The sequence below is a fragment of the Sphingomonas faeni genome (assembly GCF_023195535.1).
GTDB classification, from domain to species: domain Bacteria; phylum Pseudomonadota; class Alphaproteobacteria; order Sphingomonadales; family Sphingomonadaceae; genus Sphingomonas; species Sphingomonas faeni_B.
Window position 1 is genome coordinate 70,756 of sequence record NZ_JALPNF010000002.1, and the last position, 21,105, is coordinate 91,860.

Annotated in this window: 20 protein-coding genes and 2 tRNA genes; 11 read left to right on the plus strand and 11 right to left on the minus strand. The window is 66.3% G+C overall.

What is annotated here, in order from left to right; translation table 11 throughout:
• Nucleotides 1-106: 106 nt before the first annotated feature.
• On the minus strand, nucleotides 107-574 hold the full coding sequence (locus SPHN_RS04755) for a Fur family transcriptional regulator (RefSeq protein ID WP_248521613.1): 468 nt from the start codon (nucleotides 572-574) through the stop codon (nucleotides 107-109).
• Nucleotides 575-615: 41 nt separating this feature from the next.
• The gene (locus tag SPHN_RS04760; protein ID WP_248521615.1) at nucleotides 616-999 is read right to left on the minus strand and encodes a MerC domain-containing protein; all 384 of its coding nucleotides are present in this window, start codon (nucleotides 997-999) and stop codon (nucleotides 616-618) included.
• Between the two features lie 286 nt (nucleotides 1,000-1,285).
• Between SPHN_RS04760 and SPHN_RS04765 the strand changes: the two genes are divergently transcribed.
• The 3 genes from SPHN_RS04765 to rpsI all read left to right on the plus strand — a co-directional run bounded on the left by SPHN_RS04765 (nucleotide 1,286) and on the right by rpsI (nucleotide 3,514).
• Nucleotides 1,286-2,353, plus strand: coding sequence for a COX15/CtaA family protein (locus tag SPHN_RS04765; protein WP_248521617.1), 1,068 nt, complete (start codon nucleotides 1,286-1,288; stop codon nucleotides 2,351-2,353).
• A gap of 124 nt (nucleotides 2,354-2,477) precedes the next feature.
• Nucleotides 2,478-2,957, plus strand: a complete 480-nt coding sequence (gene rplM / locus SPHN_RS04770) for a 50S ribosomal protein L13 (protein WP_082441436.1) — start codon at nucleotides 2,478-2,480, stop codon at nucleotides 2,955-2,957.
• Nucleotides 2,957-3,514, plus strand: a complete 558-nt coding sequence (rpsI, locus tag SPHN_RS04775; protein WP_082443995.1) for a 30S ribosomal protein S9 — start codon at nucleotides 2,957-2,959, stop codon at nucleotides 3,512-3,514. The genes rplM and rpsI overlap by 1 nt, the downstream gene beginning before the upstream one ends.
• A gap of 272 nt (nucleotides 3,515-3,786) precedes the next feature.
• Here rpsI and SPHN_RS04780 read toward each other — a convergent pair whose 3' ends face one another.
• Together SPHN_RS04780 and SPHN_RS04785 are read right to left on the minus strand one after the other, a co-directional pair.
• The gene (locus tag SPHN_RS04780) at nucleotides 3,787-4,770 is read right to left on the minus strand and encodes a WalW protein (protein ID WP_248521619.1); all 984 of its coding nucleotides are present in this window, start codon (nucleotides 4,768-4,770) and stop codon (nucleotides 3,787-3,789) included.
• Nucleotides 4,767-6,677, minus strand: a complete 1,911-nt coding sequence (locus SPHN_RS04785; RefSeq protein WP_248521621.1) for a histidine kinase dimerization/phospho-acceptor domain-containing protein — start codon at nucleotides 6,675-6,677, stop codon at nucleotides 4,767-4,769. Before SPHN_RS04785 ends, SPHN_RS04780 begins: the two co-directional genes overlap by 4 nt.
• A 197-nt stretch (nucleotides 6,678-6,874) precedes the next feature.
• Between SPHN_RS04785 and SPHN_RS04790 the strand changes: the two genes are divergently transcribed.
• Nucleotides 6,875-7,342, plus strand: a complete 468-nt coding sequence (locus tag SPHN_RS04790; protein WP_128453226.1) for an Lrp/AsnC family transcriptional regulator — start codon at nucleotides 6,875-6,877, stop codon at nucleotides 7,340-7,342.
• 110 nt (nucleotides 7,343-7,452) lie between these two features.
• Here the strand turns inward: SPHN_RS04790 and SPHN_RS04795 are convergent, their stop codons facing one another.
• Nucleotides 7,453-8,748 (minus strand): hypothetical protein, encoded by a 1,296-nt coding sequence (locus SPHN_RS04795; protein WP_248521623.1) that lies wholly within the window; start codon nucleotides 8,746-8,748, stop codon nucleotides 7,453-7,455.
• A 164-nt stretch (nucleotides 8,749-8,912) separates the two neighbouring features.
• Here SPHN_RS04795 and yaaA point away from each other — a divergent pair, with 164 nt between their 5' ends.
• The 5 genes from yaaA to SPHN_RS04820 all read left to right on the plus strand — a co-directional run bounded on the left by yaaA (nucleotide 8,913) and on the right by SPHN_RS04820 (nucleotide 14,133).
• Entirely contained in the window at nucleotides 8,913-9,662 is a 750-nt protein-coding gene (gene yaaA, locus SPHN_RS04800) for a peroxide stress protein YaaA (protein WP_248521625.1), read from the plus strand.
• Nucleotides 9,659-10,345, plus strand: a complete 687-nt coding sequence (locus SPHN_RS04805) for an SDR family NAD(P)-dependent oxidoreductase (protein WP_248521626.1) — start codon at nucleotides 9,659-9,661, stop codon at nucleotides 10,343-10,345. The genes yaaA and SPHN_RS04805 overlap by 4 nt, the downstream gene beginning before the upstream one ends.
• 287 nt (nucleotides 10,346-10,632) lie before the next feature.
• The gene (locus SPHN_RS04810) at nucleotides 10,633-10,911 is read left to right on the plus strand and encodes a hypothetical protein (protein ID WP_248521628.1); all 279 of its coding nucleotides are present in this window, start codon (nucleotides 10,633-10,635) and stop codon (nucleotides 10,909-10,911) included.
• A 109-nt stretch (nucleotides 10,912-11,020) separates the two neighbouring features.
• Nucleotides 11,021-13,786: a DNA gyrase subunit A gene (gyrA, locus tag SPHN_RS04815; RefSeq protein ID WP_248521631.1), complete on the plus strand. Its 2,766-nt coding sequence runs from the start codon at nucleotides 11,021-11,023 to the stop codon at nucleotides 13,784-13,786.
• Nucleotides 13,783-14,133: a DUF952 domain-containing protein gene (locus SPHN_RS04820; RefSeq protein ID WP_248521633.1), complete on the plus strand. Its 351-nt coding sequence runs from the start codon at nucleotides 13,783-13,785 to the stop codon at nucleotides 14,131-14,133. Before gyrA ends, SPHN_RS04820 begins: the two co-directional genes overlap by 4 nt.
• A 267-nt stretch (nucleotides 14,134-14,400) precedes the next feature.
• Here SPHN_RS04820 and SPHN_RS04825 read toward each other — a convergent pair whose 3' ends face one another.
• Complete coding sequence (locus SPHN_RS04825; RefSeq protein ID WP_248521635.1) at nucleotides 14,401-15,351, minus strand: alpha/beta fold hydrolase; 951 nt, start codon at nucleotides 15,349-15,351, stop codon at nucleotides 14,401-14,403.
• A 116-nt stretch (nucleotides 15,352-15,467) separates the two neighbouring features.
• Between SPHN_RS04825 and SPHN_RS04830 the strand changes: the two genes are divergently transcribed.
• On the plus strand, nucleotides 15,468-16,397 hold the full coding sequence (locus SPHN_RS04830; protein ID WP_248521637.1) for an alpha/beta hydrolase: 930 nt from the start codon (nucleotides 15,468-15,470) through the stop codon (nucleotides 16,395-16,397).
• Between the two features lie 7 nt (nucleotides 16,398-16,404).
• On the opposite strand, the gene SPHN_RS04835 is transcribed toward SPHN_RS04830, so the two are convergent.
• Together SPHN_RS04835 and SPHN_RS04840 are read right to left on the minus strand one after the other, a co-directional pair.
• Nucleotides 16,405-16,481 (minus strand) — tRNA-Arg (locus tag SPHN_RS04835).
• Nucleotides 16,482-16,531: 50 nt separating this feature from the next.
• Nucleotides 16,532-16,608, minus strand: a tRNA-Arg gene (locus tag SPHN_RS04840).
• Between the two features lie 94 nt (nucleotides 16,609-16,702).
• On the opposite strand from SPHN_RS04840, the gene SPHN_RS04845 reads away from it, so the two are divergent.
• The gene (locus SPHN_RS04845; protein WP_248521639.1) at nucleotides 16,703-17,212 is read left to right on the plus strand and encodes a hypothetical protein; all 510 of its coding nucleotides are present in this window, start codon (nucleotides 16,703-16,705) and stop codon (nucleotides 17,210-17,212) included.
• Between the two features lie 141 nt (nucleotides 17,213-17,353).
• Here SPHN_RS04845 and SPHN_RS04850 read toward each other — a convergent pair whose 3' ends face one another.
• The 3 genes from SPHN_RS04850 to hemB are packed head-to-tail and all read right to left on the minus strand — an operon-like array spanning nucleotide 17,354 to nucleotide 21,097.
• Entirely contained in the window at nucleotides 17,354-19,576 is a 2,223-nt protein-coding gene (locus tag SPHN_RS04850) for a spermidine synthase (RefSeq protein WP_248521641.1), read from the minus strand.
• On the minus strand, nucleotides 19,569-20,108 hold the full coding sequence (locus SPHN_RS04855; protein WP_248521642.1) for a GNAT family N-acetyltransferase: 540 nt from the start codon (nucleotides 20,106-20,108) through the stop codon (nucleotides 19,569-19,571). The genes SPHN_RS04850 and SPHN_RS04855 overlap by 8 nt, the downstream gene beginning before the upstream one ends.
• The gene (gene hemB, locus SPHN_RS04860) at nucleotides 20,108-21,097 is read right to left on the minus strand and encodes a porphobilinogen synthase (RefSeq protein ID WP_248521644.1); all 990 of its coding nucleotides are present in this window, start codon (nucleotides 21,095-21,097) and stop codon (nucleotides 20,108-20,110) included. The genes SPHN_RS04855 and hemB overlap by 1 nt, the downstream gene beginning before the upstream one ends.
• Nucleotides 21,098-21,105: the final 8 nt, after the last annotated feature.

The following is a 21,105-nucleotide window of genomic DNA, read 5'->3' on the forward strand; positions in this document are numbered from 1 at the left end:
GCGACGGAGGGGGAGGACTCGGAACAGATTTTGCCCTTCCCTCCCCCTCCATCTGGCAAGAGCCAGCCACCTCCCCCTGGCGGGGTAGGATCGAGTGGTGCCGAGGCTACTTCGCCTCGCACTCCGCGCAACGGCCACGGACCTCGATAACCGGGCGTACCGGCGAGAAGCCCGCTGCCTCCGCCGCGTTACGAACACCTTTAGTAATCGTATCGTTATCAAGATGCGTCGTCTGGCCGCACGAGTCGCAGACCAGGAAGATGCAGTCGTGGAGGCAATCCGGATGCGCGTTGGCGACATAGGCGTTGGCACTCTCGACCCGCCGCGCGAGGTTCGCGCCGACGAACAGGTCGAGGATGCGGTACACGCTGTTGGCGGCGATCCGACGACCCTCGGCCTTCGAAACCGCCTCGGCAATGTCGTAGGCGGAGGCCGGCTTGTCGAACGCGGCCAGCGCCGCGAACACACTCGCACGCATCGTCGTCCACTGCTCGCCGGCCTTTTCGAGTGTCGTCTGCGCCGCGACGGTCAGATCGGCGCCCTGCGGTTCGGTGTGGATGTGAGCATGCGCCATGGCGAATGAAGTAGGATGCCGGAGGGGTTCCAGCAACCCGCTCAGCTATCCGCTCTGCGGTTGAGATCATGCCCAAACGCAAGCAAGCCGACTCCGACGATCGTCCACAAGGTCTCGCCACCGCCGCTGTCGTGCGGCAACGTCATCGCGCCTGCCATGATGCCGAGCCCCAGCGCACCCATCGCGGCGGGCATCATATAGCCGTGATTGAGCACCCCGCGGCCGAGCGCCAGCGCACCGAGGCCGATCGCGATCGTCAGGCCGACCTCGTGGAAGATCGGATCGAGTAGGAACCCGCTCGCGGTCGACATCAGCGCGACCAGCACCGACGTCGCCAGGCAATGCACCATGCACAGGCCGGATAGCCCGATCGCATAGCGATCGAGACCGGCGAAGCGGTGGGTATGCGTGGCCGAGGGCGTCATCGTCCTCCGGATATAGACGGGCGATTGAAAGGATACAACATTACATTGCCGATTTTCTCGTGGAATTTTATCGGTTTTGGTCGATCATCCTCCGCCTTGCTGCCGTCATCCTGACGAAAGTCAGGACCCAGAGCCTCAAGCGGCAGCGTTTGGTACCCGGGGTCCTGACTTTTCGTCAGGATGACGGAGAAGTAGTCAAGACGCCGTGCCCCGCCTGCGACAACATGAAGCAATGCCTCATCACGAAGCGATGGCGCCAAGCAGCGCAAAGCACTATCTTCTCACCATGCTTCAACCCAGTGCCGCCTTTCTCACCAAAGCCCGTCCTCGTGCGGTCGCCCTGTGGCTGTATACGGTGGCGGCGCTGATCGTCGCGATGGTGGTCATCGGCGGCATCACCCGGCTGACCGAGTCGGGGCTGTCGATCACGCAGTGGAAGCCGATCAGCGGGATCATCCCACCGCTCAACGACGCGCAGTGGCAGGCCGAGTTCGACGCCTACAAGCGCATCCCCGAATATGCCGCGTTCAACGCGGACATGACGCTGGGCGGGTTCAAGGCGATCTTCTTCTGGGAATATCTGCACAGGCTCTGGGGCCGACTGATCGGGCTCGCCTTCGCGGCGCCGCTGATCTGGTTCGCGGTGCGCAAGCGGATCTCGGTCGGCTATGGCTGGCGCTTGTCGGCGTTGCTCGCGCTCGGGGCGTTCCAGGGTGCGATCGGCTGGTGGATGGTCGCGTCGGGCTTGTCGGTCCGCACCGATGTCAGCCACATCCGCCTCGCCGTCCATCTATTGACGGCACTGACGATCCTGGCCGGGATCGTCTGGACCGCGCTCGACCTGATGGCACTGCACCGTAATCCGCTGTCCGCCCCCTCCAGCCTGAAGCCGGTCGCGATCCTCGCGCTGGCGCTGCTGTTCGTACAGCTTGTCTATGGCGCGTTCACCGCCGGCCTCGACGCCGGCTATGCGTTCGCCAGCTGGCCGCTGATGGGCGACGGGCTGTTCCCGGCCGACGTGCCGATGGTGAACCCCGCCTGGAGCAACGCGGTCGACAACCCGATCGTCGTGCAGTTCATCCACCGCTGGTTCGCCTTCGCCGCCGCCGCCGGGCTGATCTGGCTGGCGATCAAGGCGACCAAAACCGGCAGCAGCGCGGGGTTCTATGTGGTCGGCCTCGTCACGCTGCAGATCATGCTCGGGATCGCGACACTGATGACCGGCGTGCAGATCGACGTCGCGGTCGCCCACCAGGGCAATTCCGCATTGCTGCTGATCGCCGCAATGTTTGCCGCGCACGCGATCGGCAGCGCACCCCGCCTGAATCAACGGGACCTGAAGCAGCGGGTATAATAATACCCGTCAGGAAACCGGCGGAAAGCTTGACTTGAAGCCCCCCTTTCAGCATTAGGCCGGCATTCGCACTGCGGGGCCTCCCCTTGGTGCGCTTGCATTCAATCTGGAAGGTCTAACGCCCATGAAGGCGCTCATGAAGACCACCAAGTCGGCAAAGCCGGCTGAGGTGGACAAGCAGTGGCATATCGTCGACGCGGAAGGTCTCGTCGTCGGTCGTGCCGCGTCGATCATCGCCAACGTCCTGCGCGGCAAGCACAAGGTGTCGTTCACCCCGCATGTCGATTGCGGTGACAACGTCGTCGTGATCAACGCCGACAAGATCCGCTTCACCGGCAACAAGGCCGCGAAGAAGATCTATTACAAGCACACCGGTTATGCCGGCGGCATCAAGGGCATCACGGCCGCCAAGGTCCTCGACGGCCGCTTCCCGGAGCGCGTTCTCGAAAAGGCTGTCGAGCGCATGATCCCGCGCGGCCCGCTGGGTCGTGAGCAGATGCGCAACCTGCGCATCTTCAAGGGCACCGAGCATCCGCACGAGGCACAGAACCCTGCCGTGCTCGACATCGGCAGCATGAACCGCAAGAACAAGGTGGGCGCATAATGTCCGACAACCGCCAGTCGCTCGCCGATCTTGCGAGCCTGACCAACCAGCCCGCGCCGGCTGCCCCCGCCGAGCAGGCTCTGCCGACCAGCGAAGGCGATCTCGCCGCACCGGTCTCCAACGAGCCCGTCCGCGAGCCGATGCCGCTGCGCGAGCAGATCCTCGACAAGCAGGGCCGCGCCTATGCGACCGGCCGTCGTAAGGACGCCGTCGCTCGCGTCTGGGTCAAGCCCGGCACCGGCAAGATCACGATCAACGGTCGTGACCAGGAAGTGTATTTCGCACGTCCGACGCTGCGCCTCGTCATCAACCAGGTGTTCGGCATCACCGAGCGCGAAGGTCAGTATGACGTCGTCTGCACCGTCAAGGGCGGTGGTCTTTCGGGCCAGGCCGGCGCGGTCAAGCACGGCATCAGCCAGGCCCTGACCCGCTTCGAGCCGGTGCTGCGCGCCTCGGTGAAGGCAGCAGGCTTCCTGACCCGCGACAGCCGCGTCGTCGAGCGCAAGAAGTACGGCAAGGCGAAGGCCCGTCGTAGCTTCCAGTTCTCGAAGCGCTAATCTCGCTTTCAGTATTGCGTATCAGAAGGGCGGTCCGGCAACGGGCCGCCCTTTCTCGTTTTGGGCATTGGTGCAGGACGACATCGTTCACCCGCGCACAGGAGCCCAAGATAGAAAGCGGCGTCTGCGGCGATCCTCCCCCGCTAGGGGGAGGTGGCTGGCTCTTGCCAGACGGAGGGGGAGGCAAGGGAGAACTGCTGTTCCGTGTCCTCCCCCTCCGACGCTTCGCGCCGCCTCCCCCTTGCGATCGAGGATCGTTCCGACATGCCAGCTCATCCCAGCGCGGCGATAATCTCGCCGAGCGACGCATTGCGGATACCGCGACGCTCGAACTCGTCGAGCATCGTCGTCCACCATGCATGAAAGCGCTTCAGGTCGGCGGCATCGCGCACATAGGGGGTGTTACCCGGCGCCAGCGACGGCGAGTGGAACGACAAATTGAGCAGCCGCAACCCCTCGCCCGCCGCAACCGCAACCGCCTCCAGCGCAGCCTCTATCGGCATGTCCTCGGGCGTCAACGCTATCCGCGACAACAGGCGCGCGCGGGCGAACACGCCCCTGCCCTTCGGCACATGTCCGAGCACGCGGTACAGCCTGCCGCCGCCCCATCGCGCGCGACCGGTGAAAACGGTGGTCAGCGGCAGTTCGACGATGCCGCGCTCGCGATACGCACCCGCATCAGCCATCGAGAAGTCCGGGCCGCCGTCGCCGCCATAATCGTAACCGGGACGAACCGAACTATCGATCCGGTAGCCGAGCGCCGCCAGCAGGTCGAAGCTATGCGGCCCGATGCCGTAACGACCGGCGCGATACGCACGAGGGGCCGTGCCGAATGCGGTCGTGATCGCCGACGTGAGCGTTTCGAGCTTGGCCGCCTCCAACGCCCGCGGCAGATTGCCCGCATAGCTCGCCGCCGATGTCGCCGCCCCCTCGAACGGCGGATTGACCCAGGCGTGCAACTGCGTGCCGATCTCCGACCGCCCATCCTCGACGACGTGAGACAGGATCGCGACCGAAGCGGGATCGGTGGCGATCGGGTGGTCGACCATGCAGTTGAGCGCGACGCCGCGCTCGGCGAATCGGCGGCGCGCGTCGGGGAATGCCGCCATCGCGGTCGTCGCGCGGTTGCGGCGATCGAGCGGCGCGCGCCAATCGAACTCCTCTTCGACGTCCACAAAGACGGTGAAGCGGGTGCCGAAATTCTCAGGCCAGACTATCCGCTGCGCATCGGGCGGCCGCGGCGGGCGGTAGCTCACCGCTGATCGTCGGCGATGCGCTCCGCTTCCGCGACATCGACGACCGGGCGCTCCGCGTCCACGACATCCGCGGCCGGGAGTTGCAGCGTCAGGCGTTCCGCACCGATCGTGAGGACGCCGCCGAGTTCGACCGCGAGATTCTGCGCAAGACGCAGCGCGAAGCCGGTGCCGAGAAGCGGTGCGCCGTCAGCCTCCTGCTCGGCATCGATGCTGAGCAGCACATCGGTCGCATGCGCGGCGAGCGCGGCGGGGCGGTCGAACTCAGTCATGATCGTCTCGGCGACGGGCCGCACGACGATCCCGAGCCGTTCGCCCTGCCGCCCGGCCGATACCAGTGCGGCAAGCAGGCGGCCCACCAGCCGTTCGACCGCGCGATCGTCGCCGCGGATAGCGCAGTCGCCTGCTGGCATCGCCACGCACAGGCTCGCCCCGCGCAAGATGGCGAGCGGCTGCAAATCCTTCGTGACGCGGTCGAGCAACGCACGAACCGGCACGGTCGTCGGTCGCAGGTCGAGTGCATGGCCTTCGATCCGCGCGGCGGTATCGAGGTCGTCGATCGCGGCGAGCAGATCGCCCGCCTGCGTGCGGATCGCCGAGGCACGGTCGCGATAGGTCGGCGAGACCGGCCCCAGCAACTGCGTCTCGATCAGCTCGGCGAACCCGGCGATCGCGTTGGTCGGCGTGCGCAGTTCATGGACGAGCTGGCGGAGTGAATCGGCGACCGGCGACGACTGGAGCACCGGCGCACGCGCCAGGTGCGCGGTCTCGTCGCGACGCGGCCGGCGCGCGGTGCCGCGGAAACCGATGAAGCGACCCGACGCATGCTCGAACGCGGGCACGCCCGACAGCCGCCACGATCCGAACGCGTCGGACAGTCCGCCGACTTCGAGCCGCGCATCGTTGAACCGCGAGCGGCGGCGGAATGCGCCGGCCGCGACGCCATCGAGATGCGCCTCGCCCTGCTGCGCGGCATAGGCAAGCGACACGCCGACCAGCGCAGAGCGGGCGACGCCGTCGACCATGCGGATGATGCCTTGGGCATCGGTTTCGAAGCGGAAGCTCTCGATTTCAGCCGCCGGCGGCGTCGGCGTGGCGGCGTCGGCGGTGCGATCGCGGTTGAACGCTTCGATCCGCGCGACGAGGTCGGAAATCTCGAACCGGTCTGCAGATGTCGGTCCGCTCGGCTCGACGACGGGAGGCTCGCTCTCTGCCAGCTTGGCATGGCGAAACGCCTCGGCAACGAACGGCAGGCCGCGCGCGACCGCGCCGAGCGCCATGAACGGGGTCTCGCTAAGGGGGGCTGTGTAGAGCGGCGGTTCGGGAACTGCGGCGGGGGACACGTCGACCGGGGTCGTGTGCAGCACCTCGACAACCGACTCTTGAGAAACCCGCGGCTGAACGACGGACGGCTCTTCGGCCAGCACCGGCTCCGCAGCGATCGGTTCGGCAACGACGGACTCAGCCTCGATCGGGACGTCGGGGTGCGGCAATACGAAGTCGACCGCACCGAAGCTCTGCAAGCCACGCTGCACCGACGCCGGCAGGTCGCGGCGATGGCGTAGCACCGAGCGGCTAGCCGGCGTCAGGCGCGGCAGGATCGCCAGCCAATCGTCGGACTCGAGCGTCGCGGTCCGCAGCACCGGCGCGGCGATCGCCAACGCATCCTCGGCGAAGAACCCGACCAGCTTGGCATCGGGCCGGGCGAAGGCGAGCGCGCGGGCGCTGGCCGCGCGGACCTCGACCGGCACCGCCGCCCGCAACACCCGCAACCGGTCGATAGCCGGTTCGTCGACCGTCGTCCGACCGCGACCCATCAGATCCACCAATTGCCGCCACGCGGATTGCGCGCCGAAATCGGTGGCCATGTCGGCAGCGAGGATCGTCTTCAGGCTATCGTCGAACCGCACATCGCTCCCCGGTTGCCATGGGCCTACCATGCTCTCCGTACCGATTCCTTAACGCCGCCGACCTGGTGACGGAACAGCGCATTTCGGCAGGACGGAAGGTTCGTCGCATAGTGGGACAATTGCGTTTCGCCGCAACAATCTTATCGCTATGAGGAATGAATCGCTCGGTTTGCGATGCCTATCGGGAGTTGCGTGAAATGAGTTTTGACCGGATCGATCGTCAGATCCTGTCGCTGTTGCAGGCCGACGGTCGGATGACCAATGTCGACCTGGCCGACCAGGTGGGCCTTACCGCGCCGCCTTGCCTGCGCCGCGTCCGCGCGCTCGAAGAGGCAGGCGCGATCCGCGGCTATCATGCCGATCTCGATGCGGGCCGGCTGGGCTTCCCGATCACGGTGTTTGCGATGGTGTCGCTGCGCAGCCAGGCCGAGCACGACCTGGCGGCATTCGAACATCATATCGCGGATATTCCGGAAATCCGGGAATGCCACATGCTCAACGGCGAGATCGACTTCATCCTGAAGATCGTCGCAGCGGATCTGAAGAGTTTCCAGGAGATCCTGACGACGCACCTGACGCCGGCACCCAACGTTGCGAGCGTGAAGACGTCGCTGACGATCCGGACCGCGAAGGCATTGTCGGGAATACCGGTGGTGGTGGACTAGGGGATACTTCGATCCTCCCCCGCAAGGGGAGGATAATAGGGAAAGCCCCGAAACGAAAACGGGGCGGCATCGCTGCCGCCCCGTGTCCTCAAAGCCGGGAGCCCGGTCGCTTACGCGGCCGGTGCGCCGAGCCACGTGTTCCACAGGCCGGCGATATCCGACTTGGGTGCGCCCTTTACCGCAGCGAACGCGGTTGCGGCGCCGGCCTTGTCACCCGAGCGGGCGAGCGCAATGCCGAGATGCAGATTGACCTCATCGGCGTCGACGCCGCCCTTGGTCAGTGCCAGACGATATAGCTCGATCGACTTGGCGTAGTTGTTCTGACCCAGATAGGCATCCGCGGTACCGGCAGCGAGCTTCCCGTTGGGCGCCGTCGCGGCGCGCTTTTCGAGACCGGACAAGGGACCGTCCGCAGCGATGTTCTTGGTGGCATCCGCCATCAAGCCCTTTGCCATGGTGTTAGACGCAGGGATCTTGCCCGAGGCCATACCTTCCTTGAGCACGGCCTGCGCCTCGCTCGGGAGACCACGACGGTTCACGCTGTCTGCATATTGCAGATAGTCGGTCTGGTCAGCGAGCGAGTTCGTCGCGCGCATCAGGCGGAAGATGTCGACCTTCTGTGGTTCGTCGAGCGTGATCAACGCGTCCTTCTGGATACCGGAAAGGATCAGCACGTCGCGCCAGTTCTTGGCGGTCGGGTATGCCGTGATCCATTTCTTCAGCCACGCCATCGTTTCGGGCTTGCGCTTGGCCGCATACGATTTGGCGACGGCATAACGATAATATTCTTCCGGCGCCTTTTGACCCGATGCACTCATCTGGGTGATGGAGGCATCCAGATCGGCAGTAGCACCAGCGACATCGCCGCTATCCATCTTCGCCTTGATGATCTGCAACGGCAGGTTCGGATCGTTGTAACCCAGTTCCTTGGCCTTGGAGAAATACTGCAGCGCGATCGGGTACTGCTTGCCGTTGAACGCGAGTGCACCGCGACGATAGGCATAACGACCACGATCAGCGGCCGGCGTGGCCGGGTTGGCGATCAGCGCGTCGAGCGGGGTTGCCAGGGTCGTCTCGTTGATCGGTGCGTTCGGGTTCGCGGTCTGCGCAGCGACCAGCTTCTCCGACTCAAGCTGATATCGCAGCGCTGCGCCGATATACTTCTCATAGTCGGTCTTGGCCGCCGCATCGACCTGATCGATCGCGGTCTGTGCCGTCGGGTAATCCTTCGCAGCCAAAGCGGTCTGAGCAGCGAGGCCCGGCTTCTGGACTTCGGGGCTCAACTTGACGGCCGCGTCGGCCGCATCGGCCTTCTTGTCCTTGGCGAACGCAGGCGCAGACAGCGCAAGGCCGCTCGTGCCGGTGGCGAACGCCGCAACCAGTGCAAGCTTAGAAATGGTCTTCATGCGGAAACTCTCCCTCTGCGTCGGCCCACCTCGGTTTGGCGGCGCGCGACGACGCTATATGGTCCGCCATGCATACGTTCAAGCGAGCGGCTTGGATCCCGCTGATGTGCGATTGCGCGTGAACGGCGATTGAACGCGCCTCGTGCCATAGCTAAATCGCGACGATGATCGCTGTCCTATCGCCCGCCAAGACGCTCGATTACGAGAGCGCACTACCCAAGCTCGAGCCCACCACGCCACGGTTTGCTGACGAGGCGAAAACGCTGGCGCATGCCGCTGCACACCTGACGCAGAAGAAGCTGTCGGAACTGATGCACATCTCGCCCGCGCTCGCCAAGCTGAACGCCGACCGGTATCGCGATTTCGACACGCTACCCGAGCGGCCGGCGATGTTCGCGTTTGCCGGTGACGTCTATACCGGGCTGGAGGCCAAGACGCTCGACGAGGCGGCGGTGGATTACGCGCAGGATCACGTGCGAATGCTGTCGGGGCTGTACGGCCTGCTACGCCCGCTCGACCTGATGCGGCCCTATCGGCTGGAGATGGGCACGCGATGGGCGCCGCGGAAGACGAAACTGACCGACTGGTGGGGGGACAGGATCGCCAAGCTGCTCGCGGACGATGTCGACGCGGAGGGATCGGGGACGATCGTGAACCTCGCGAGCCAGGAATATTGGGCGGCGGCGGACGGCAAGCTGCCCTCCTCCATACGCGTCGTCGCGATCGACTTCCGCGAGGGCGAGGCGCAGAAGTTCGTCAGCTTCCACGCGAAGAAGGCGCGCGGCATGGTCGCGCGGTGGCTGGTCGAGCACCGCGTCGACGACATCGACGGCATCAAGGGGTTCGACAGCGACGGGTATGCCTATGACGCGGCGGGCAGCAGCGACGCGCAGTTCCGGTTCGTGCGCAAGTGAGCAGCGCGGTCGTCATCGGCGCCTCGGGCGGGATCGGCAAAGCGCTGGAAGAGGCACTGATCGAGGAAGGCGCGTTCGATCAGGTTTTCGGCTTTTCGCGGTCGGAGAGCGGCGATCGCCATCTCGACCTCGAGGACGAAGCGAGCATCGCCGCGGCGGCTGCGCGTGTCGGATCGCCGATCCTGGTGATCGTCGCGACGGGGTTGCTGCACGACGGCAGCAAGGGCCCGGAAAAGGCGATGCGCGAACTCGATCCGGTATGGATGGCACGCAACTTCGCGATCAACGCGATCGGGCCGGCGCTGGTGGCAAAGCATTTCCTGCCGGTGACACCAAAGGCGGGGCGGATCGTGTTCGCGGTGCTGTCTGCTCGCGTGGGAAGTATCGGCGATAACAAGCTCGGCGGCTGGTACGGCTATCGTGCGTCGAAGGCCGCACTGAACCAGCTGGTGAAGACGATTTCGATCGAGGACAAACGGCGCAACTCCAGCGGGATCGTCGTGGGGCTGCATCCGGGGACCGTCGATACCGGGCTGTCGAAGCCGTTCCAGGGGAATGTGACGCCGGGCAATCTGTTCAAGGCCGATCGCGCGGCGGTGCAGTTGCTCGACGTGATCGACGGCCTGCGCGCCCCGGACAGCGGGAAACTGTTCGCGTGGGACGGCGTCGAGGTAACGCCGTAGCGCGGACAATATCGCTTCCGCCCCCCGCCCCAACTCGTCATCCCAGCGAAAGCTGGGATATGATCGTGTGATAAGTGCCGCCCGCCAAACGGGGATACCCCAGCTTTCGCTGGGGTGACGGATTTGGGGTGACGTTGCGAATAGCGTCATATGATCCGCCGACGCCCACGTCCGGCGCTCATCAACCTCCATGACGCGGATTTCACCCGCCTGCCATCACGCAGTCAGGTCCCCCGGCGCACTCTCCGCTCATCGTCCACCAAGGCCGAAACAGAGAGGATACCCCCATGACGAAGTCTCTCCCCCTCGCGATCCTCGCCGGCGGCGCGCTCTTGTCCGGCACCGCCGCGATCGCCGCGACGCAGGCCAAGACCGTCCAGCCGAAGACCGTCGTGACCCACACGGCCACCACCAGGACGACCACACCGATGGGCAACACCAGGGTCGCCAAGCGCACTACGACCGTCAGGAAAGGTCGCATGGTCACCGCCAAGCTCTCGAACGGCAAGACCGTTACGTATGATTGCGCGCTCGCCGGCAACAAGACCAAGACCGCCTGCAAATAGCCCCGAAACATACCACCCCCTCGTGCGTACGCGTGCGCGGGGGTGGTAACGTGTCGCCCCCTCGGCTAAGGTATCCGATCATACCGACACAAGCCGAAAGCGTTCAGATTTGACCGACGAGACCACACTCGCCGAACCCACCGGCGGCGAGCCCGCCGGCATCGCCACGATCTCGATCGTCGACGAGATGAAGTCGAGCTATCTCGACTATGCGATGAGCGTCATCGTCGCGCGCGCGCTGCCCGACGTCCGCGACGGCCTGAAGCCCGTCCACCGCCGCATCCTGTACGGCGCACACGAAAGCGGCTTCGTCGCCGGCAAGCCCTACCGCAAGTCCGCACGCATCGTCGGTGACGTGATGGGTAAATACCATCCGCACGGCGACAGCTCGATCTACGACGCCTTGGCCCGCATGACCCAGGACTGGTCGATGCGCGTGCCACTGATCGACGGCCAGGGCAACTTCGGCTCGATGGACCCCGATCCGCCCGCGGCGATGCGCTACACCGAGGCGCGTCTCGGCAAGGTGGCGAACGCGCTACTCGGCGATCTCGACAAGGATACGGTCGATTTCACGCCCAACTATGACGGCTCGGAGCGCGAGCCTTCGGTGCTGCCGGCGCGCTTCCCGAACCTGCTGGTCAACGGCGCGGGCGGCATCGCGGTCGGCATGGCGACCAACATCCCGCCGCACAATCTGGGCGAAGTCATCGCCGCGTGCCTCGCGTACATGGACAATGGCGCGATCACGACCGAGGAACTGTTCGAGATCGTCCCCGGTCCCGACTTCCCGACCGGCGCGATCATCCTCGGCCGCGCGGGCGCCAAGTCCGCCTACGAGACCGGCCGCGGGTCGATCATCGTTCGCTCGCGCCACATCGTCGAGGAGGGCAAGGGCGACCGTCGCTCGATCGTCCTCACCGAGATCCCGTTCCAGACCGGCAAGAACGGTCTGGTCGAGAAGATCGCCGAAGCCGCCAAGGACAAGCGGATCGAGGGCGTCAGCGACATCCGCGACGAATCGAGCCGCATGGGCGTGCGCATCGTCATCGACCTGAAGCGCGACGCGACCGTCGACGTGGTGCTCAACCAGCTCTGGCGGCACACGCCGGCGCAGTCGAGCTTCCCCGCCAACATGCTCGCGATCCGCGGCGGCCGTCCCGAACTGCTCAACCTGCGCGACATCATCGGCGCGTTCATCACCTTCCGCGAGCAGGTCATCACCCGCCGCTCGAAGTTCGAACTCGCCAAGGCTAGAGAGCGCGCGCACCTTTTGCTCGGCCTCGTCATCGCGGTCACCAACCTCGACGAAGTCGTCAAGATCATCCGCGGTTCGTCGAGCCCCGCCGAAGCCCGCGGCAAGCTGCTCGCACGCGAATGGCCGGTCGAGGAAATCGCGCCGTACATCGCGCTGGTCGAGGCGGTCGAGGACAAGCAGGCCGACGGCATCTACAAGCTGTCCGAGCCGCAGGTCCGCGCGATCCTCGATCTCCGCCTGCACCGTCTGACGCTGCTCGGCCGTGACGAGATCGGCGACGAGCTGAAGGCACTTGCCGCGACGATCGGCGAGCTGCTCCACATCCTCGGCGACCGTGCGAAGCTGTACGAAGTCATGCGCGGCGAGCTGATCGCGATCCGCGACGAATTCGCCACGCCGCGCCGCTCCGAGATCGCCGCTGCCGCCAACGGCATCGACGACGAGGACCTGATCGAGCGCGAGGACATGGTCGTCACGGTGACCATGCAGGGCTATATCAAGCGCACCAGCCTCGATACGTTCCGCGCACAGGCGCGTGGCGGCAAGGGGCGCGCGGGGATGTCGACGAAGGACGAGGACGTCGTCACCGAGCTGTTCGTCACCTCGACGCACACCCCGGTGCTGTTCTTCTCGAACCTCGGCAAGGTCTATCGCTACAAGGTCTGGCGCCTGCCCGAGGGTGGCCCTGCCACGCGCGGTCGGCCGATGATCAACCTGCTGCCGCTGGCGCCGGGCGAGACGATCTCGACCGTACTTCCGCTGCCGGAGGATCTCAGCGAGTGGAGCCGTCTGCACGTGATGTTCGCGACGCAGCGCGGGCTCGTGCGCCGCAACGCGATGGATGCGTTCACCAACGTGCCGTCGAACGGCAAGATCGCGATGCGCTTCGAAGAGGACTCCGAGGACAAGCTGATCGGCGTCGCTTTGCTCAGCGAGCATGACGACGTGCTGCTCGCGACCAAGCTTGGCAAGGCGATCCGCTTTGCCGGCGACGACGTCCGCGAGTTCCAGAGCCGGACCTCGACCGGCGTGCGCGGCGTGACGCTCAAGGGCGACGACGAGGTCATCTCGCTGTCGGTCCTGCACCGTGTCGGCGCTACGCCCGACGAGCGCGAGACGTACCTCAAATTCGCCCCCTGGAAGGGCGAGCGCGAAGGTGAGCATGATCTGGGTGCCGAACGGTACAATGATCTGAAGGACCGCGAGCAGTTCATCCTGACCGTTTGCGAGAACGGCTACGGCAAGCTGTCGAGCGCGTACGACTATCGCCAGACCGGTCGCGGTGGCCAGGGCATCACCAACATCGACAATATCGCGCGCAACGGCCCGGTGGTGGCGAGCTTCGCGGCGGCGAAGGGGCATCAGTTGATGCTGGTCACCAACCAGGCGAAACTGATCCGCACGACGCTGGCGTCGCTCCGCGTGATCAGCCGCAACTCGGCCGGCGTGAAGCTGTTCGACGTGGCGAAGGGCGAGCATGTCGTCTCGGCCGCACGGATCGAGGAAACCGAGGAAGACGCCGAGATCAACCTGGCCGACGCGGTGCCAGAGATCGCACCGGATACCGGCGCGACGATCGGCGAAGATACCGCCGCGGGCCCGGAGGACGGCGAATGAGCCGCGATCCGATCGCCTATAAGGTGCTGACGGGGGAGCAGTTGGCGACCCTGGAAAGCGGGAGCTTCGCGGGGGCACCGGTGGATCTGGCCGACGGCTATATCCACCTCTCGACCGCCGAACAGCTGACGGATACGGTCGACAAGCACTTCGCTGGGCAGTCCGACCTGCACATCGCGGCGATTGATCTCGAAGCGCTCGGCGACGACGTGAAGTGGGAGGAGTCGCGCGGGGGGCAGCTGTTCCCGCACATTTATGGCGGACCGTTGTTGCTGGAAGTCGTGTTGTCCTACGGTCCGCTGGAGCGCGATGACGAGGGCAAGGTAAAGCTCCCCGTCGCGGGTTGAACGCAACCTAAAGCGTGTTCTCCCGCGAAGGCGGGAGCCCAGACTGGGCTCCCGCCTTCGCGGGAGAACAAGGACCGGGAGCTGGTGTGCGATCAGCGCACGTCAGTCCCAACTACGCGGCCACCACCCCGGCGAAGGCCGGGGCCCAATTGGAGAACGTCGCTAACGGAGCGCCGTCCTTAGTTACATCGACCTTTCCAATTGGGCCCCGGCCTTCGCCGGGGTGGTGTTCCGTTGGTCGGGCAGGTTCAAATCCGAAGCCCCAACTCACCCAGCCGCGAACGCAGCTCTCACAAACCGCGCACACGCCTCAGGCGCAGTGATCGGAATCATGTGGCCGCCCTCGATCGTGTCGATCTTGGCCACCGGGATCACCGCCGCCGTCCGATGACCGTTCCACGCCGGATCGAGGATCGCATCCTGCCGCCCGAACAAAATCCGCGTCGGCACGCCGATCTCCGAATACCGCCCCGTCATCGCCGTCACGTCGTCGTTCGCGCCAGCCAGATCCGCCGCCGCCGCCGCAATCGCGATCGGCCGCGCCGATAGCGCACCGCCGCCGCGCGTCACGAAATCCTCGGGCACCGCTTCCGGCGCGAACACACCCTCGAGCGTCTTCTTAGCGGTCAGGCGGCTCAGCGGCGTGCCCAGCACCTGCGCGAACGCCAGCCGCGCACCCGACGGAATCCGCGCCAGTCCGCGAAAACTCTCGGGCACCTGTTCCAGCGGCTGCGTCAGCGGCGCGATCAGCGCGAGTGCGCGGACCAGATGCGGATGGTCGAGGCCCACTGCCAGCCCGATCGCGCCACCCAGCGAATGGCCGACGAACAGCGGCCGATCGAGCCCGAGCTTCTGGATGAAGTCGGCGATGATCGCCCCCTGCGCGATGATCCCCGGCGTCGTGTTGCCGGTCGCGACCGAATAGCCCGAGCCCGGCCGGTCGACGACGATCACGCGATATTCGTCCTTCAGCTGGTCGACGAGCGCATAGCTGAAATTGCGCAATTGCCCGCCAAGACCGTGGACCATGACGATCGTCGGACCGGAGCCGACGTCTAAATAGTGCAGCCGTGCACCCGCCACGTCGAGGAAGCGGCCTTCCGCGGGCACCAGTTCCTCGGCCTTGCGCGCGACCCGACTCGAATAGAGCGACAGCCCGATCCCCGACACCGCCGCCAGCACCGCACCACCAATCAATCCCTTGCCCGTCCGCTTCATCACGATCTCCTTCAAATCCGTTACGGGCCAAACGCGCGGCCATGTCCAAAGTCGCAACACGCGCGTCCGGGAACCCGTGGCAACCGCCAAACGTCCCATGCCCGAAGGAGATGCAGGTGGATCCACAGGCCCAGACGATACTCGACTCGATCGCGACGCTGGCGCCGGACGTTGACCCCGCTGCGGACGATGCACAGTGGCTGGCGGATTTCCGTTATCAAACCGCCCTGCTCAAGACGTTCTCGGGCGAACCCGAACCGGTGCACGCGATCACGCACCTGCTGCTGCCATCCGAGGCGGGGCCGCTGGTCGTGCGCCTGTATCGGCCGAAACCGGGCCCCTTGCCGCTGCTGTTCTACATCCACGGCGGCGGGGCGATTGCGGGGTCGATCGAGGGTCACGACCCGGTGTTGCGCGCGCTGGCCAACCGGACCGGCTGGCTGGTCGCCGCCCCCGCCTATCGCTTGGCGCCCGAACACCGCTTTCCCGCGCAGCTGGACGATAGCTGGACGGCCTTGACGGGCCTCGTCGCGCAAGCCGCAGCGCTCGATATCGACGCGACGCGGATCGTCGTGTCGGGCGACAGCATCGGGGGCACGCTCGCAACCGCCCTCGCCGCACGCTCCGTTGCGGAAAACGCCCCGGCGCTGAGCGGCCAGATCCTGCTCTACCCGAACACCGACCTGCGCAGCGAAACCGAGTATGAGTCGCGCAAAAGCGAGGATGGCAACGTCATCGACGCCGCCTCGCTGGAGCGGCAGATCGACCTGTACCTCGCATCGCCGGATGCGCGGACCGATCCGCGGGCCTCGCCGATCCTGGCGGAGAACCTGAGCGCCCTGCCCCCGACCCTGCTCGTAACATGCGAGAATGACCCGCTGCGTGACGAAGGCGAAGCGTACGGCCAACGACTGCGCGAGGCCGGCGTCGCGGTCGATCACCGCCGATACGACGGCATGATCCACGCGTTCCTGCAATTCGGCGGACGCGTCGATGCGACGTCACGATTGCTCGATCGCATCGCCGCATGGCTGAAGACCCGATGATGAAAAATGGTGCACCCAGAGCGATTCGAACGCCCGACCCTCAGATTCGTAGTCTGATGCTCTATCCAGCTGAGCTATGGGTGCATCGCCGTCCCGTGTCCGGTTCGACAAGCCCGCTATGAAGCGGAAAATCCTGGTGCACCCAGAGCGATTCGAACGCCCGACCCTCAGATTCGTAGTCTGATGCTCTATCCAGCTGAGCTATGGGTGCACTGGAGGGGCGCTGATAGCAGGCATTTTCGGGGGCGCAAGGGTTTGCCGCGAGAAAGTTGTGCACGGGCGCCGGCCGGCATAGAGCGGCGGACATGAAACACGCCTTTTCGCTCCGCTTCGCATCGTTCGCGCTGGTCCTTGCAACCGGCGCGTGCAGCAAGGATCCGAACACCTATCCGTCGCTCGGTCTGCGCCCGGTCGAGAAGCTCGGGTTCGCCGAGCCCGAGGTGAAGACGACGGTCGCGGCACCCGATCCGGCGCTCGACAGGGAGATCACGGCGATCTCGGGCAAGCTCGATGCGATCACGTCGGGCTTCACGCGCGATGCTGCAAAGGCGGAGGCGCTGGCACGGTCGGCACGCGGCGCGGCGGTCGGCAGCGATGCGTGGATCACCGCGCAGACCGCGCTCGCCGGGCTCGACGACTGGCGCGCGCAGGGTTCGTCGCTGGTGACCGATATCGAGGCGCTCGCGACCGACCGCGCGGCGAAGCTGCAGCCGGATTACCCTGCACTCGCGACGATCCGAGCGAAGGCGCAGGCGGAGTCCGATCGCCAGAGCGAAACGATCGACCGCATCCAGGCGAGCATGCCAGCGGCTTAACGCGCTCCTCTAATCCTCCCCCGCCAGGGGGAGGTGGCTGGCACTTGCCAGACGGAGGGGGCGGTAAGCGCAACGCTCGTTCCGTGCCCTCCCCCTCCGTCGCTTCGCGCCACCTCCCCCTGGCGGGGGAGGACAAGAGGTTCAGAACCCCTTCAACAACGGCAAAATCGTCGAGTAATCGTCGGTCCACGCCGCAAAGCCCTCGCGCGGCGTCAGCGCAGTCCAATCCAGATCCTTCGCCCGCAACGCCGCGATCCCGCGCGGGTCGCGCGACAGCGCCACCCAGTCCGACGCCGAGGCGCGGTCGACCAGCAGGCTCGACGGGCGATATTTCATCTCGACCGCGATCCAGCCGCCCTCCCGCGCGGCCGCCGCGATCACCGGTTCGAGATCGATGAACCGGTTCGAGATATGCACCAGCAGCAATCCGTCGCGCGCCAGCACGCGGCCATAGGTCGCGAACGCCTCGCGCGTCATCAGGTGCATCGGCACCGAATCCGACGAGAACGCATCGAGCGCGAGCAGATCGAGGCTGTTCGACGCATCGTGCGCAAGCGCCACGCGCGCGTCGCCCATCCGGATCTCCGGGTTCGGCAGGCACCGCGACAGATAGGTGAACTGGCCGGTATCGCGCGCGATCCGCACCACCGCCGGGTCGATGTCGTAGAACCGCCACCGCTGGCCCGGTCGTGCGTAACACGACAGCGTGCCCGTCCCGAGCCCGACGACGCCGATCCGCGCGCGCGGGCCGTACAGCGCGGGGGCGGCCTGCATCGCCTGCCCGACGCCGGAGCCCGCCGCATAATAGGTGGTCGGCGTCCGCTCGCGCTCCGGCGAACCCCGCAACTGGATGCCGTGCACGGTCGTACCGTGATCGAGCTCGCGCAGGCCGCCATGGGGTCCGGGCTCGTCGCGGACGGTATAGACGCCGAAATAGCTCCGTACCCGAGCGCCCGGATCGATCGAGAGTTCGAGCGCGCGATAGCCGCCGAACAGGACCAGCGAGCCGGCCAGCACGATCATATACGGCAGGCGCGCCCCGATCACGGCAAAGCCCAGCGCGGCGATGACGAGGAAATCGAGCCCCTGCCGGCTCTCGCCGAAGACCCCGCTGGGATCGGTGATCCGCAGCCCGGCGACGACCGCCACCACGGCGGTGATCGCCGCGAGCGCGATCCACTGGGTCCGCCCCTTCGCCATCCAGATGCTCCGGAACTGGCCGAACAGATACATCTGCGGCACCAGCGCCCCGGCAGCCAGGATCAACAGCGGATACTCGTACGTCCAGTCGAACACCACCGGCGCGACCAGCGCGGCGAACACGCCGCCCAGCGCGCCGCCCGCCGACATCGCGAGGTAGAAGCCGGTCAGCCGATCGGGCGCGGGCCGCTTGCGGTACAGCGCGGTGTGCAGCGCAACCGAGATCATGAACAGCAGGACCAGCGCGATGGCTGCGCTGAAGAACGGGCGCTCGTTCATCCCGCCCATGATGATGCCGCCGAACAGCAATATCGTGATCGGCGCGATCCGCGTCAGCAGGTCGGCGAGCCAGCGGTCGTTCGCGAACGCCACGCTGAAGCTCAGCAGGTACAGCCCGAGGGGGATCACCCACAGCAACGGCATCGCGACGATATCGGTCGAGATATAGGTCGACGTCGCCAGCATCATCCCCGACGGCACGAGCGCCAGCGCGATCCAGTGCGCGATCCGCTTAGCGCCCGGCGGCGGGCTGGTCGCGGCGACGTGGTCGACCGCCGCGGTCCTGGGCAGGCGGGTGGCACAGGCGAGCACCAGCACGATCAGCAGCAGATAGCCGCCGCTCCACAGCAAGCTCTGCCCGTGCACCGCCATCAGCGGCTCGACCAGCAGCGGGTACGCGATCAGCCCTGCGAAACTGCCGAGATTGGAGGCGGCGTACAGCGCATAGGGATCGCCGCCGCCGCTCGCCGCACTGAACCAGCGCTGGACCAGCGGCGCCTGCGCGGAGACCGCGAAGAACAACGGTCCGATCGACAGCCCGAGCAGCCACGGCACCCAGAGCGCCGGCTGCGCCTCCGCCGACGGCGCCATCGCGACCAGCCCGATCGGCAGCCACAAAGCCGCGAAGATCAGCACGCCGAGGTGGATCGCCGCCTGCGCGCGGGGCCGCACCCGCCCGAGCCAATGCGCGTACGCATAGCCCGCGAGCAGCAGCGCCTGGTACACCAGCATCGCCGAGTTCCACACCGCGGGCGCGCCGCCCAGCCGCGGCAGCGCCATCCGCGCGACCATTGGCTGGACGAGGAACAGCAGGAACGATCCGGTCAGGATCGTCGCCACGAACATCGTCCGGCACCAGCGCGCCATCAACGGGGTCTCAGACATAAGCGGGACGGTCGATCCGGTAGAGGATGTGGCGGCGGAGGGCGTCGTTTTCGGCAAGTTTGGGGTGATCGAAATCGCCATCGATTACGCGGCCCATACCGAGCCGTTCCATGAGTGCACGGCTCGACTGGTTCGCTGGCACGGTAATCGCCCAGACCGTCGGCAAACTCAGCTCCCGCCAGCCCCAGGCGAGCGCCGCCTCAGCCGCTTCCCGCGCGTAACCCTGCCCCCAATGCTCGCGCACGAGGCTCCAGCCGATCTCCGGCTCGCCCTCGATCGGCGTACCGATCGGGCCGGGCTTGATCCCGCACCAGCCGATGAACGCGCCGGTATCCCCCCGTTCGAGCGCCCAGAAACACGCGCCATAGTCGGCGAGGGTCGCGTTCTGGCGCGCTACCACCGCAGCGGAATCGGCCAACGATGGTGCCGGCCCGAGATACGCCATCACCGCCGGATCGCTGCACATCGCGTGATGCGCCGCGGCATCGTCGCCGCGCCAGCCGCGCAAGATCAGCCGCTCCGTCTCGATCATCACCCGAGCAATTTGGCCGCATGCGCCGCGTGGTACGTCAGCACGCCCGAGCATCCGGCGCGCTTGAACGACATCAGCGTCTCCAGCACCATCACGTCGCGCTCCACCGCGCCCGCAGCGACCGCGTGCTCGATCATCGCGTATTCGCCCGACACCTGGTACGCGAACACCGGCACCTCGAACGCCTGACGGACGCGGACGATGATGTCGAGATACGGCAGGCCGGGCTTGACCATCACCGTGTCGGCGCCCTCCGCCAGGTCCATCGCGACCTCGCGCAGCGCTTCCTCGGCGTTGGCGTTGTCCATCTGGTACGTCTTCTTGTCGCCCTTCAGCAGCCCGCGCGATCCGACCGCATCGCGGAACGGTCCGTAGCACGCGCTCGCGTACTTGGCGGCGTAGGACATGATCTGGACGTTATGATGCGACTCCGCCTCGAGCGCGCTGCGGATCATGCCGATCCGGCCGTCCATCATATCCGATGGCGCGATGATGTCCGCGCCCGCGTTGGCCTGGTTGAGCGCCTGCGCAACCAGCATCTCGGCGGTCGTGTCGTTGACGACATAGCCCGCCGCATCGACCAGCCCGTCATGGCCGTGACTCGTGTACGGATCGAGCGCGACGTCGGTCAGCACGCCGACCTCGGGCACCGCATCCTTCAGCGCGCGGATCGCCTGGCACATCAGATTGTCGGGGTTCAGCGCCTCGCGGCCGTCCTCGGTCCGGCGCTCGACCTGCGTGTACGGGAACAGCGCGATGCACGGGATGCCGAGGTCGCGCGCCTCGCGGCCTCGCGCAACGATCCCGTCGACCGACCAGCGCGACACGCCTGGCAGGCTGGCGATCGGTTGCTCGACACCCTCTCCTTCGGCAACGAACAGCGGCCAGATCAGGTCGGCGGGGGTCAGCACGGTCTCGGCATGGAGGCGGCGGCTCCAGGCGGAGGCGCGGGTGCGACGGAGGCGAAGCGCGGGATAGCTTGCGGTCATGCCCGGGC

Bases quoted from the DNA above. Each gene is read 5' to 3' on its own strand.
- SPHN_RS04755 (WP_248521613.1), bottom strand. From the start codon at position 574: ATGGCGCATGCTCACATCCACACCGAACCGCAGGGCGCCGATCTGACC.
- SPHN_RS04760 (WP_248521615.1), bottom strand. From the start codon at position 999: ATGACGCCCTCGGCCACGCATACCCACCGCTTCGCCGGTCTCGATCGC.
- SPHN_RS04765 (WP_248521617.1), top strand. From the start codon at position 1,286: ATGCTTCAACCCAGTGCCGCCTTTCTCACCAAAGCCCGTCCTCGTGCG.
- rplM (WP_082441436.1), top strand. From the start codon at position 2,478: ATGAAGGCGCTCATGAAGACCACCAAGTCGGCAAAGCCGGCTGAGGTG.
- rpsI (WP_082443995.1), top strand. From the start codon at position 2,957: ATGTCCGACAACCGCCAGTCGCTCGCCGATCTTGCGAGCCTGACCAAC.
- SPHN_RS04790 (WP_128453226.1), top strand. From the start codon at position 6,875: ATGAGTTTTGACCGGATCGATCGTCAGATCCTGTCGCTGTTGCAGGCC.
- SPHN_RS04795 (WP_248521623.1), bottom strand. From the start codon at position 8,748: ATGAAGACCATTTCTAAGCTTGCACTGGTTGCGGCGTTCGCCACCGGC.
- yaaA (WP_248521625.1), top strand. From the start codon at position 8,913: ATGATCGCTGTCCTATCGCCCGCCAAGACGCTCGATTACGAGAGCGCA.
- SPHN_RS04810 (WP_248521628.1), top strand. From the start codon at position 10,633: ATGACGAAGTCTCTCCCCCTCGCGATCCTCGCCGGCGGCGCGCTCTTG.
- SPHN_RS04820 (WP_248521633.1), top strand. From the start codon at position 13,783: ATGAGCCGCGATCCGATCGCCTATAAGGTGCTGACGGGGGAGCAGTTG.
- SPHN_RS04825 (WP_248521635.1), bottom strand. From the start codon at position 15,351: ATGAAGCGGACGGGCAAGGGATTGATTGGTGGTGCGGTGCTGGCGGCG.
- SPHN_RS04845 (WP_248521639.1), top strand. From the start codon at position 16,703: ATGAAACACGCCTTTTCGCTCCGCTTCGCATCGTTCGCGCTGGTCCTT.
- SPHN_RS04850 (WP_248521641.1), bottom strand. From the start codon at position 19,576: ATGTCTGAGACCCCGTTGATGGCGCGCTGGTGCCGGACGATGTTCGTG.
- SPHN_RS04855 (WP_248521642.1), bottom strand. From the start codon at position 20,108: ATGATCGAGACGGAGCGGCTGATCTTGCGCGGCTGGCGCGGCGACGAT.
- hemB (WP_248521644.1), bottom strand. From the start codon at position 21,097: ATGACCGCAAGCTATCCCGCGCTTCGCCTCCGTCGCACCCGCGCCTCC.